Annotated in this window: 9 protein-coding genes and 1 pseudogene; 1 reads left to right on the top strand and 9 read right to left on the bottom strand. The window is 60.8% G+C overall.

Going from position 1 to position 12,992, the window contains the following annotated elements:
- Positions 1 to 73: 73 nt before the first annotated feature.
- Positions 74 to 1,657, top strand: a complete 1,584-nt coding sequence (locus C3E99_RS15430) for an ISL3 family transposase (RefSeq protein ID WP_104959409.1) — start codon at positions 74 to 76, stop codon at positions 1,655 to 1,657.
- 21 nt (positions 1,658 to 1,678) lie between these two features.
- On the opposite strand, the pseudogene C3E99_RS15425 reads toward C3E99_RS15430, so the two are convergent.
- The 9 genes and pseudogenes from C3E99_RS15425 to C3E99_RS15390 form a co-directional block, all read right to left on the bottom strand.
- Positions 1,679 to 1,903: pseudogene (locus C3E99_RS15425) on the bottom strand (transposase); the annotation flags it as partial.
- Between the two features lie 60 nt (positions 1,904 to 1,963).
- Positions 1,964 to 2,176, bottom strand: a complete 213-nt coding sequence (locus C3E99_RS15420; RefSeq protein ID WP_234002510.1) for a transposase — start codon at positions 2,174 to 2,176, stop codon at positions 1,964 to 1,966.
- Between the two features lie 393 nt (positions 2,177 to 2,569).
- The gene (locus C3E99_RS15415; protein WP_158682335.1) at positions 2,570 to 3,691 is read right to left on the bottom strand and encodes a tetratricopeptide repeat protein; all 1,122 of its coding nucleotides are present in this window, start codon (positions 3,689 to 3,691) and stop codon (positions 2,570 to 2,572) included.
- 80 nt (positions 3,692 to 3,771) lie between these two features.
- A complete protein-coding gene (locus C3E99_RS15410; protein ID WP_104960053.1) occupies positions 3,772 to 4,446 on the bottom strand; it encodes a hypothetical protein in 675 nt (224 codons plus the stop codon).
- Positions 4,443 to 4,874: a hypothetical protein gene (locus C3E99_RS15405; protein WP_158682334.1), complete on the bottom strand. Its 432-nt coding sequence runs from the start codon at positions 4,872 to 4,874 to the stop codon at positions 4,443 to 4,445. Before C3E99_RS15405 ends, C3E99_RS15410 begins: the two co-directional genes overlap by 4 nt.
- A 40-nt stretch (positions 4,875 to 4,914) precedes the next feature.
- The gene (locus tag C3E99_RS19880) at positions 4,915 to 5,448 is read right to left on the bottom strand and encodes a hypothetical protein (protein ID WP_158682333.1); all 534 of its coding nucleotides are present in this window, start codon (positions 5,446 to 5,448) and stop codon (positions 4,915 to 4,917) included.
- Between the two features lie 45 nt (positions 5,449 to 5,493).
- A complete protein-coding gene (locus tag C3E99_RS15400) occupies positions 5,494 to 6,030 on the bottom strand; it encodes a hypothetical protein (RefSeq protein ID WP_104960051.1) in 537 nt (178 codons plus the stop codon).
- A 44-nt stretch (positions 6,031 to 6,074) separates the two neighbouring features.
- Complete coding sequence (locus tag C3E99_RS15395; protein ID WP_104960050.1) at positions 6,075 to 6,635, bottom strand: hypothetical protein; 561 nt, start codon at positions 6,633 to 6,635, stop codon at positions 6,075 to 6,077.
- A gap of 39 nt (positions 6,636 to 6,674) precedes the next feature.
- Positions 6,675 to 12,944: an autotransporter-associated beta strand repeat-containing protein gene (locus tag C3E99_RS15390; RefSeq protein ID WP_158682332.1), complete on the bottom strand. Its 6,270-nt coding sequence runs from the start codon at positions 12,942 to 12,944 to the stop codon at positions 6,675 to 6,677.
- Between the last annotated feature and the right edge of the window lie 48 nt (positions 12,945 to 12,992).

Here is a 12,992-nt window from a genome sequence, read left to right as displayed (position 1 = left end):
CAAAAAGGGCTCTGACTCACTTTTGGTGCAAGTGCGTTGATAATGGCGAGTTTCCCCGAAGGAGGATATCGCCATGCATGGGAGCGGTTTTCGCGAAGCCATTGCGCCAATAGGATTGGTGATCGACAAGGTCGAGTATGCCGCCGATCAGATACTGATCACCGGGCGATCCCGATTTCGAGTTTCGATCTGCCCGAACTGCTGCCGCCCATCTGCGCGTGTCCACAGTCGATATCACCGTACACTCGCCGATCTACCATCTCATGGCCGGCCGGTTCGGATTACTCTTGTCGCCCGGCGTTTTCGTTGCGCCACATCCCGCTGCACCACGCGTATCTTCGTTGAACGCTTTCCTCCGGATGTGACTGCAACATTTGCCCGGCGTACGACCCGCCTGGATTCTATCGTACATCACCTTGGGCTGGCGCTGGGTGGGCGTCCGGCGGCCAGCTTGGCGCGCCGCCTTCTGATGCCGGTCAGCAAGGACACATTGCTTCGAACTGTGCGTCGGCGCTTCAAGGGCGCTCAGGTTAAGCCTACGATCATCGGCATCGACGACTGGGCGTGGAAGCGCGGACAGCGATATGGCACGATCGTCTGTGATCTGGAGCGCCGACAGATTATCGACCTCCTCCCCGATCGTGGCGTCGCCACCGTAGAAGCGTGGCTCAAGGCCCGGCCGGAGATCTGCATTATCTCGCGTGATCGCGGTGGCGGGTACCGGCATGCGGCCGCGCGCGCCTTGCCTGACGCCCTGCAGATTGCCGATCGCTGGCATTTGATGGAGAATGCCAGCCAGGCGTTCCTCGACGCTGTCCGTAAATCTATGCGCGCCATTCGCCAGGCACTTCAATCCGCCGAACCCGATCCAGAACTCCTCACCTGCGCTGAGCGGCTTCAATACGAAGGCTTCAAGCGGCGTCAGGATGCCGATGATGCGATCCGTGTGCTGCTTGGAAAAGGGGCGTCCATCAAGGCGGTCGTTCGCGCGACCGGCTATGCCCGCAAGACCGTACGCCAGGTCGCTCGTGGCGGACGATCCGATATGTTCCGCACCCGGCTTAGCTCTCTCGACCCGTGGCTCGGGACGCTCGATGCCGAATGGCGTTCCGGTTGCCAAAATGGTGCCGAACTCTGGCGGCGGCTCAAAATCATCGGCTTTAACGGAAGCCTGCGTGTCGTTGCAGAATGGGCGACGCGGCGGAGGCGCAACGAGGCAGCTCCGAACAACGTGTCGCGCGTCATTCCATCAGCCCGTGTGATTGCCCGGCTTATGACGATGGCACGCGATCAACTCTCGCAATCAGAAGCCACGCTTATCGCGACGATTGAAGCCGCCGTCCCGGCGCTCGTCGTCGTTCGAAATCTTGCCGACCGATTCCACCGGATCATCAGGCAACAGAAAGACTTCGAGCTCGCCACATGGATCGACGAAGCCCGGAAAACGCCGCTTCGTTCGTTTGCCAATGGCTTGAGCGACGACTGGAATGCGGTGAAGGCCGCTATCGTAGAGCCCTGGTCCAACGGGCAAACGGAAGGGCAGATCACGAAGTTGAAGCTCGTCAAACGCCAGATGTATGGGCGCGCCAAGCTCGATTTGCTGCGGGCGAGGCTGATGCCACCTCTCGATCATCCCTCTTTATTGCACCAAAAGTGAGTCAGAGCCCCTTTTGCGCGCCGATAGGGGGTCCCGTTTGCACGCCGATTGACACTCCAGGTCCTTCATCCGGCGCGCCTGATCGGTCTTCAGGCCGCCGTATTCCTTGCGCCAACGATAGTAGGTCTGCTCGCTGATCGCGATCCGACGGCACGCCTCGGCGGTCGTGGCGCCCTGCGCCAGCACAACCTCCGCTTCACGCAGCTTGCCAATAATCTCTTCCGGGCGATGCTTCTTGCTCGGCATTCCGTATCTCCTTCGTCGTCCAAAATATCATCAATTTTGGACCACTCAGAAGGGGGCAGATCATGCGGCAATCCGCGCCTCATATTCCTGGATCAGATCTGCCGCCCGCGCATCTTCATCGAGAGCACCGGCCTCGTACTTCTCCACCCAGATGCGGATCAGCTGCCGGGAAATGTCATGGCGCTTGGCAAGGCCGTGAAGCGTCTCTCCGCTGAGAAACTCCTGCGCGACCTGACGCTTGAACTCGACGCTATGGGATCGGTGTCTTGCCATGGGCTCTTCTCCAAAAGCCCGGCCAACCGGTCAATCCAACTATGCTCCCCTGTCCGGCACAAGGGGCCCACTCCAATCGGGGGTCCCTTTTGAACGCCGTTTGACACCTCGGTCATCGGGAACTCCTCTTCGTCACGGTTGAAGTGTGCAAACTCCACCATAACGATGAGCCCGGTGGCCACCAGCGACGCCGTATTCCGGGGTGGGGCATGCCCCACCCCGGAATACACCATCGCCTACACCGGAAATTACACCACGAGCGCGGACGCTAACCACCGCTATCTCAGCTAGACGCCGGAACTCTTGTGCGGATGTGTGTGCCGATGGGCGGACCAAGGTAGCGATTGACGACGATGGTCTGAAGTATCCATGCGATCACGGTCAGTCCCCCAGCTAGCAATTATTCACGTAGCGCCATTGTTGGCGACCGCGTGTTTGCGCCTCGGTTGATCGCGCAACACGGCGCAGGCATTCACTTCGCGCGCGCGCTTGCGACCAGAATTGCTCATCGTTCTGGCCGCTGCCGTAGAGGCTCCAGATCCGGGCCATATTCGCCGCTTCCGCACGCGCATTGTGATCACGCCGCCACTGGTTCTCGCGCGCCCGCAGGGCGGTGCAGTTCGGCCCGCGCAGGGTGCAGTATTGGGCGACATCGAAAGAAAAGCTTTGCAGGCTCGACGCATCCGGCCCGTAGCGGTCGATGTGATCGATATAGCGGGCCTGGGCGATATTCGGCGTGATAAGGACAATCAGATCCTGCGCATGCTCATATCCCTGTTCGGCCGAACGCGTGAGCCAGTCAGCCGCCGCCAGATAATCGCGCGAGACGCTCTGCCCATAGGCGTACATGAAACCCACCGCATATTGCGCCGCCGACTCGCCACCTTCCGCATGGGGGCGCAGGAGACGCATCGCCTCGCCAAAGCGGTCAGCGTCAAAGGCCTCCAGCCCGGCACGCAAGCTTTCGGCCGTGACCGGCCCGGCATCGAACTTGGCGAGGTTTTCGCACGCCGGCGCTTCACCCGCATTGCAGGCCTGCTGATAGAGCGAGCGGGCACGCGGCTTGTCCGCCGGGCCGCCCTGCGCTTGTTCCAGCATGACGGCAAAGCCGTTACAGCCATTCGCGATTCCCGCATTGCATGACGCCTCGAACCCCGTTCGGGCGACAGCGAAATCGACCGCGCCCCCTTGGCCATTAAAGGCCATACGGGCAAGATTGAAACATCCTGCCACATGGTCGAACTGGCAGGCCTTGTCGTAGAGCCAGCGCGCATGTTCCAGATCCGGCTCGCCCCCGACCAGTCCTTGATAGGATATCACTCCGTAATTGTAGCATCCCCGGCCATGTCCGAGATCGCAGGCGCGGCGGAAATGGTCACGCGCGGTAGTCATGTCCTGAGCACGATAGGCACGCGCGCCCTGATTATACGACTGTTCGGCCGATTGCGCCTGCGCGGGATAGACGAAGCCTACGGTCATGAGGGCGGAGATGACAAGCAGGGTCAAACGATACATTGGCAGCTCCTTTAATCGAATCCTATTCGATGAGTATCCGAATCCGGGGGTTCCCATGTCTCTCTCCCTTCAGCCGCGAATTATTGCGAGAACCAGGCGACATCTTCCGGCAGCACGTCGACAGTGTCGATAATCATGTAGGTTTCCTGATCGGCGCCGGACCAGGATTCGATGAAATCGACGATACGGTTGCGGATGAGATTCCAGCCGGGTCTGAAACGGATGGCATATTCAACCGTCACCTCTGCATCTCCGGACGGAACAAGGATTTCCCATGAGCAGATTCCCTGAACCTCGGCCTCTCCCTCGGCATAGACAAGCTGGAGATACGTGCCTTTGGTCATGGGCGCCTGTCCGTGGTTCAATCTCCACACGGCCATCTCCTCGGAATCCGCGATTGCCAATGCGCGCTCGTTTCCGTCCCCCGACAGGGCGAGGGGCACAATCGGTGTTATCCCGGTGCTTCCATTGACGATCTGAACCGTATTCGCGCGGCATGTATCGAAGGTTTGGGAAACGGTCTGTTGCGATGGCGGGGGAACGATCGGCTCCATGACAATCTGGCCCTCGGCATCGATGGTCCCGATGTTCCTCAAAGCGCTGCTGTCCTCGAAATCCATGATCGCCAGGGCCTGCGCCCCGTGAATCCAGTTTCGAATCTTTCCGGCGGCAATGTCCGTATCAGCCTGCGCCCGTCCTTCGCTCGCCATAACCCCGGCAATCAAGGCAATGCTGGCGAGGCGCAGCGCACTCACTGCACCTGCCGGCTGATGTCGATCTGGATCATATAATCATCCGCCCCTTGAGGTCTGGATATGGCGATCTGGCCGCTTTCCACATCGAGACCATTGAAGAGCAGGCCGCCATTGGAAGCACTCTCGGTGACGGAATAGCCAGCTGTTTCGAGGGCCGCCTTCCAGCCCGGAACTTGCGCCGATGGATCGTCGGGAACGCTGACTTGCAGGAGTTGCGTCCTTGTCCCGATACTGCTGTTCTGAAGCACGGTATGCGGCTCAGGCAAGGCAAGGCCCGCCGGAAGCCAGTCGATGTCTTGGGAACCACCGGCAATCGCGCTTCCATTGTCATCGTCGACAATGCCATTGGTATCGGTGTCCGTCCCGCAGGCCGACAGCAGGAGCAAGGCGGCGACCGAAGCGATTTTCGCCAAGGGAAGCTGTTTCACAGAAATCTCCTCAGTAAAATCCGGGGCCAGCTTTCGCCAGTCACCCGCCCAGAATGGTGTTTGCATTGTCAGGGCACGCCGAACGCACTTTCTCCCCGACCAGATCGGTAATTCGCTTGTCATAGTCGGCCACATCTTCCCCGGTGCCTTCGAAAAAGGATCCAAGCGAACTGCGGTGAACAGGCAAAGCCCTCAGCAAACTGATGCATTGCTGCGGGCCGGGATTTTCGATGGATAAGGTCGTATCGACAAAGCGGGCCATCGAACGCACATAACAGGCATCGAGTGCCGCAATCGCATCCGCGCGATCGTGTGCTGCGACATCCGCATTGTTCAGGACGGTGGTTGCTTGCCCCACAACACCCGCGCAAGCTCCTGAGGGGGACGTCCCTTCGCCTGCCTTCCGCCACGCCTCGTCAAGCGATGACCGATAGGTTTCGGCGACGGCGGGCACACCTGATCGGGCAGCCGCAGTCATCCGGGTATCGCTATTGTTTTCTTCGGCATTGCCTTGTTCGCTGGAGCAACCGGCAATCAGCAGGCAGACCGGAACAAGAGTCATGAAAATTCGCATATTGCCTCCTCCATGTATCTTTCGTGTGACAATTGGGCGATCGTCCTAGAGGCGGCTCATGATCCGCTGGGCGAGCAGCTTCAGCCCGGTCGTGCCCTGCTCACGCGTCAGCAGGTTTTCCTCTTCGATCGCAGCCGGCGACAGACCCAGGGACAGTGACTTCCCGCCCGCGTTCAGCGCGATGACATGGATGCCATTAAATACATGCGCTTCCGTTCCGGCATCGAACGCTTCATGCGTTCCGCCAGTCTGGCGCATTTGAGAATCCTTGCGCGAGGCGAAGTCCTCGGCATCGCCGATGTTGAAGTTGATCCGGTTGTTTGCGCCCTCGTCCAGAAAGAGCATGCAACCGGCCACCTCATCTCCCATAGCCGCTACGGTCGTATCCTTCACGGTCAGGAGGCCGCCGAAGGCTTCCGCGACATCGGCGCTGCCGAGCAGGCCGCCGCATTCTTCGCTGGCGACGGCGCCAGCATCCTCTGCGGCTATGGTATCGCCCTGGCTATCCCCGGAACAGGAGATGGTGAGCGGCATGATCGCGGCAGCCGCAAGGATGGTTTTCAGGTGATGATATCTGCTCATGATCGTAAGAACCCCTGTTCAGGAATAGTCGATTTTCGAACCCGTCACGCTTGCGGTGACGCCTGCATGTTTGCCAGAACCTCACCGCCAGCTCTTTCGATGCCGGCCGCAATCTCCTCGCTAGAAAGGGGCGGTTCTCCGCCAAAGACGACAAGCGACAGGCCGAGTGAGATGGAGCGGTTCTGATCGTCGATGGCGATGAGTTGCGCATCGTTGACCACGAAGGCTTCCCTGCCCAGGTTCACAGGCACCAATTTCAAGCCCTGCGAGTGGTAGGCATCCTTCCGGACCGCGTAATCTGCGGCATCACCGACCTGAAGGATGACCTGGCTTTCTTCGCCCTGTGCAACGGACACGGTGCATCCGCCTCCACGCGCGCCCCGACCGCTCATCCCCGTGAAAGTCAGCTTGCCTGCGAAAGTCTGCGCGAGGGCATCGAGATCGAGTAGATCGCAGTCACCCTGTGCCGCTTGTGGGGGAGTTGGCGACACCTCGGTATCGCTTGCGGAATCCGCCAGGGCGGATTGCGAGTTATTACCGTCGGAACAGGCCGCTAAAACAAGCGCGAGAAGCCCGGTAGCCAGTGTCGCCTTTCTGCCTTTCACGTCTTGCCTTTCCTGCCGGACAATTCGGAGTTCTCCCGGTCAGAAGGCAAAGGATATGCCAGCCCTGAAGGCGTGGTTTTCATATTGGTTCGCGAGATCGGCATTGTAGCCGAATGACAGGCTCGCCCGGTCGGACAACGCCAACCTGCCGCCAAGACCCAGCGACAGGGCATTCTCCGCGATCGGAGCGCCCGCCACGGCGAAGGGGGCGCCGCCTGCACGCAGCGCTTGGACCGATGCTTCCGGCTGATCGAAAGCGTGCCGCCAGCCGATCTCTGCGCCGAATTCCGCGCGGGACTGGCCAAGATCGATCTCTGTTCCCATCCGCAGGCCGAGCGTGGAGAACGTCACGCTGGTATCTACCTTTTCCGCATCCAGCGCCGCCGGGCCGCCCGTTTCCGCAAAGCGTTCCGACGAGTGCCAGACATGGGCGATCTCGCCGAACGGCGTGAAGGTCACGGAACCGGCGCTTAAGGCATAGGACATTCTGCCGTAGAGTTGGCCCGTGCGCGCCGAATAGGCGCTTTCCAGACTGTCCGAATAACCCGGGAAATTCACCTGCCTGCTGGCGTCGATATCGTGCCAGCTTATGTCGGCACCGACTTGCAGGCCGAAGCCGCCCCACTGGCCGGCCCCATATGCCCCCAGATGGGTGCTGCCCAAAGATGCGGTTGAACCCCTGTCGGTAGCTCGGACGTCGGAATCGGTATAGCCGGCAAAGGCGCCAACACGCAGATTGCTCCCGATATTCGTATCTGCGCCCAGCAGGAAGCCATAGCGGTTGTTTTTCAATGCCGCGGTGTTGGCCGTTCCATCGGTCCGCTGGTTGCCGGCAAGCCCTTCGATCCACAGTTCCACGCCTTCCCGGCGCGAGATCCGGTTGCCTCTTGCAAAGGCAGCATCGCGGGTGACGCGGCTTTGCTCCACCAGCGTGGCGGTTAGCGAGGCATGAAGCTCGCCGGTCAGGCTGTCTAATGCATGGCGGGCCGCGCCCTCGTCAGTCTGACCGAGCAGGGCGCTGACGATGTCATTGCCGCCATCGAGCGCGTCGAGCGTCGCCGCGATGCCCGCCTGGTTGGCCGTCAGCGCAACATCGGAGAAATGAGCGATCCTGTTCGAGATCAGATAGACGGCCGAGAGGTCGTAATCGAGGGCGAAATCGAGGAAGACGTAATCGTCCGTCACCCCGTCGAAGGCTCCGCTAACGCCGCCATCCGCCGCCAATATCGTATATGTGCCCGGCAGATAGGTTTCGCCCGTATCGGTTCCGTTATCCGGGGTGACATGCACGGTCCCGCCAATCAGGGTCGCGCTGCCCGTGACGTGGATCGCGTCATGGTTGACGCCGGGCACGAAGCCGCCATCGTTCAGTTCCACTTCGAAGACCGATCCGGCCTCGAACGTCACGCTGGCCGCATTGCTCTGGCCGATCGAATTGCCCGGCGCGAAGGTGCCGCCTTGCCCGGTCGTGACGTTCCCGAAGGTTCCCGTTCCCTTCAAGGCCCCGCCAGACACGGTGATGTTTCCGCCAAGGCTGCCATTGACGGCCAGCACACCGGCCAGAATGTCGGTCTGCCCGGTGAAGTTCGACGCATCCCCCGTCAGCGTGACGGCCCCGGTGCCATCCTTGATCAGGCTGCCGGTTCCCCGCAATTCGCCATCGAAGCTGCCGTTGCTATCCTGATCGAACTCCAGCCTGCCATTGTCATAGACCACGATAAAGTCCCGCAGGTTGTCAGTCGTGCCCGACAGGGTGCCTCCGAGAATATGCGTGCCACCTGTGTGGCTGGTGGTCCCGGCAAGGTACACCTCACCAGTGCCATCCTTTATCAACCTTCCGTCCCCGCTGACGCTGCCTGCAAAGGTGCCATTGCTGTCCTGATCGAAGATCAGGTTGTTGGAAGCGGACAAGCCCGTATCGATATTCCCATGCAGGCTATCCGTGTCGCCGCGCAAACCGCCCTCGTGGATGACGGTGCCGCCGGTATAATTGTTGGAGCCGGTCAGATGCAGTTCGCCGGTGCCGACCTTGTGCAGCATTCCGAAGCCAAGGATCTGGCCGGAAAAGCTACCGTTCCCGCTCTGACTGAAGATCAGCGCGGTATCTTCCAGCATGGTAATCATGCTGCCTGTCAGGCTCTGCGTGTTGCCGTGCAGCGCACCTTCGCGGATATCGGTCCGCCCGGCAAAACTGTTCACGCCCGTCAGGCGCAGGATGCCATCCCCTTCCTTGATGAACAGACCGCCGCCATTCCCGGACAGACGCCCCGCATAGGTCGCATCGTCATTTCCCGTGATCGTCAGCGTGCCGTTGGCAGCGATATCGCCGACAAGCGTATCCGCCGTGCCTTTCAGATGTCCGGGTGATCTGACGACAAAGCCGCCCCGGCCAATCGCCGCCTCCGCCACTAGCGTGCCATTGCGAACCTGCACTTCGCCCAGGAAGCTATCGTAGGAATTTGCCTGACCCGTCACGGTCAGCACGCCTTCGCCCGCCTTCGCCAGATTGCCGCTTCCCGCCAGCTCGCCATCGAAGCTGCCGTTGCTGTCCTGATCGAACAGGAGCGTGGCGTTGCCAGAGATCCCGATACCGCCTTGGAGGCTATCGGTCGTCCCCGACAATGTCCCTGCAATGACCTGCGTTCCGCCATCATAGGTGTTGGTGCCCACCAGCTGGACCAGACCTTCCCCTTCCTTGCGGAGACGTCCGCCTCCACTGATGTCGCCGAAATAGGTGCCGTTGCTGTCCTGATCAAAGATCACGATGATATCCGAGGAGAATTCGGTTTCGATATCGCCTCGAAGGCTGTTCGTATCACCGCGCAAGAAGCCCTCATGGATAACGGTGCTGCCGGTATAATAGTTGGCGCCCGTCAGATGTAGTTCGCCTGCGCCAGCCTTGTGCAGCGTTCCGAAGCCCAGAATCTCGCCAGCGAAAGTGCCATCCCCGCTCTGGTTGAAGATCAGCGCGGTATCTTCCGACATGTTATATACGCTGCCTGTCAGGCTCTGCGTGTTGCCGTGCAGCGCGCCTTCGCGGATATCGGTCCGCCCGGCAAAACTGTTATCGCCCGTCAGGCGCAGGATGCCATCCCCATCCTTGATGAACAGACCGCCGCCGTTCCCGGACAGACGGCCCGCATAGGTTGCATCGTTATCTTCCGTGATCGTCAGCGTGCCGTTGGCAGCGATATCGCCGCCAAGCGTGTTCGCCGTACCTTTCAGATGTCCGGGAGAACCGATGACAAAGCTGCGCGGGCTGATCACCGTTTCTGTCACCAGCCTGCCGTTGAGGACCTGGACATCGCCTGTAAAGAAGCTGTTATCCCCTGTCATGGTAACGGTTCCGAGGCCGGTTTTCACCAGGATAGCTCGGTTTCCTCCCAGTATGCCCGCGAATCTTCCGTCGGCCTCCTGGTCAAACACCAGCATCGTGCCATCCATCATCACGATCTCGCCCTGAAGGCTGTCGGTCGTGCCCGACAGCGCGCCCTCGGTCAACTCGGTGCCGCCAGTGTGGCTGGTAACCCCGTCAAGATGCACGAGGCCGGAACCATGTTTCTCCAGCCTGCCTTGTCCCGTGATGTTGCCGGAAAAGACGCCATCGGCATCCTGATCGAAAATCATCTTGCCATGAGTGCCAATCTCGATTTCACCCTGAAGGCTGACCGTATGGCCTATCAAGGCGCCATCCTGAATGAAGGTGCCGCCGGTATAGCTGTTGGCACCTGCGAAGGTGGTCTCGCCGGCGCCGGTCTTCGTGACGGCCCCGGTGCCGATCATGTTACCCATGTATACCGAGGCGGTATCCTCGCTGAATTCGACGATGCTCTGGTTGACGATATCGCCTGGCAGGCTGTTTCCATTGCCCACCAGCACACCGGCAATAACCCTGGTTCCGCCGCGATAGCTATTGCCTTCGCCCGTCAGGACGAGCGTGCCGAGATCGTCCTTTATCAGCATGCCCCAGCCGGTCAGGTCGCTGTCGATGTGCGCGGTATAGGCGGCGCCTGCCGCTGTGCCGTCACCGACCCGGATCGTGACAGCGCCATCCAGCGCGATTGCATCGCCTGCGATGGTATAGTCCGGCACGGCGAACTGCATCCCGCTTGTCGTGATCGGGCCTTCGCTGCCATCCACGGTCACGGTGTAGCCAGGCGTCCCGGCGAAGATCAGCATCGCATCAGGGTCATACACGCCGGACTGCGAGCCATCCGCATTGGTCCAGTTGGTTCCGGTGGCGGACCATGTGCCCGCTCCGCCCGCGATGCTGCCGTTCGGGGTCGTCTGTGTCCCGTTCCAGAACTGAAATGCGCCCGGATCGCCACCCGGATCATTGCTTTCGCCGACAAGCAGGTTGATTTCCCCGGCAATGGCCGTCTGGACGGTGAGGTTGGTGTCATCATAGCCTGTGGGCAGACGGCTGCCGATGGCCAGCCCGTTATCGGTCAGCGCGCCGCCATAATCGATCAGGCGATACAGCCCTTCGCCAAAGCCGCCGACATCGGTGACTTCCAGCGTGCCGTCGAGGACAAGATCGCCCCCTACCACCAGAAGATCGCTGTCCACGCCCGGCGTGCCGGACGGGGCGCCCAGATCATAGCGCAGCGTCGCCCCGCTTCCCAGCGTGAGGTTGCCGTCTATCGTCAGTGTGCCTTGCTCGAGACCGGGCCGCAGCAACCCGCTCGTAACGGTCAGATCGCCGGTCAGCCTGCCGGTTCCGCCCAGCCCCGCAAGATCGGGACCAAGGCTGTCCAGCGAAACGGAGCCGCCCAGCACCCCTGTCAGCAAGACGGTTCCACCCGATACCTGTGTCGCGCCGGAAAATCCCGAACTGTCGCCGGTCAGGACGGTGGTGCCAGCGCGATGGGACAGGCTGCCTTGTCCGTCGGCCACACTGCGAAGCGACGTATCGAACAGATGCGCGGTGCCGGTGTGATTGAAGACCAGCGTGCCGTCGCCCTGTCCAAACAGGATTTCGTCTGCACTCACCGTTCCGGCCGCGGCAGGTGCCGTATCGCCGCCGATATAGACTGTGCCGGTGCTGACGCCCAGTTCAGCGATTTGGAGGGTTCGGCCGACAGCCACATGACCACCGTCGCTCACTGTCAGCGAGCCTTCGCTCGCCTCTGTGAACGACGAACTCCGTCCTCCAACTTTCAGATCGCCAGAGATATTCCATTGCGACTGCGCGCCGTCAACCAGCGCCGTGCCAGTTCCTCCGGCGCTTTCCCCCAGAAGTCCCGTCGTCGCCGTCACCACCGCGCCATCGGTTATGGCAAGCGTTCCGGCGTTGTATATCCCGACACGGATCATCCCGTCGATGTTCCAACTTGTTCCCACCCCGCTGACCGATGCGGCGCCAATACCCCACATCCCGATATTGGTTGACAGGCTGTCCACCTTGCCGCCGTCACTGATGGCGAGAGTGCCGGTCCCGCTTCGACGGATTGCACCGTCTCCACCGATGAAAAAGGTGCCGGACCTCAGATATGAATTCGCGCCGGTAACGGTGACGGTGCCCTCACCGCCTCCCTCCCTGCCGACATAGACAGTGGATGGACCTGCGCCGAGAACGGAACCCCCATTCTCGATCGTCAGAGAGCCGTTGCCAGCGCTGCCGACTATCATTACGGAGCCGTAAGCTGGGTCATCTTGCAGCATTGCCCAGGTCGAATTCGACCCGCTGACCGTAACATGCCCCTCGCTCCCGGCATAGCTGCCGATCAGGGTATCCGTGCTTTCAAAGGTCGCCCCTCCGTCAATGACAAGCGAGCCTTCACCATATCTACCGATTTCGACCGGCGATCCCCCATTGTCCAATCGAAAGTTCGACCCGTCGCCGCTGACGGTGAGCAAGCCGCGCGATCCAGCCTGTTCACCTATCCTCAGCCGACCTCTACCCGAACCACCTCCCGAATAAGAGCCGCCGTTACGAACGGTCAGTTCGCCATTTCCCGTCGAGCCGATGGTGATACGGGCGGACTCTGCCAGGCGGTCGGGATTGCTGAAGAATTCGATCACCGGCGATTGCGGGCCTTCGGCATCGATAATCACGTGAAAGCCGTCGCCGGTTGGGCCATTGTGGGGGTGCACGCCCTCCGACCAGTTTTCATCCTTATACCAGTCTTGGTCCGCATCGCCCTGCCAGACATTCTCTTGCGCCCAGGCGGTGGAAGGATGGAAGGAAGCCGCGGCGACAAGAGCGGCTGCGCTTGTCATCAGGTGTGACCGGACGGAACGCCCCTTGCGCGCCCGACATGCCGCTGCGCCATGCTGCCTGCTTACCTGCTTCACAAACTTCCCCATATCTTCACGTCCCATGATGCAATCGTGCCAAAGGCTGGTGCGCCTGTC

It is taken from the genome of Sphingopyxis sp. MG (genome assembly GCF_002953155.1).
GTDB lineage: Bacteria > Pseudomonadota > Alphaproteobacteria > Sphingomonadales > Sphingomonadaceae > Sphingopyxis > Sphingopyxis granuli.
Note: the sequence above shows the minus strand (reverse complement) of the source record. Positions and strands in the feature narration are given on the sequence as shown.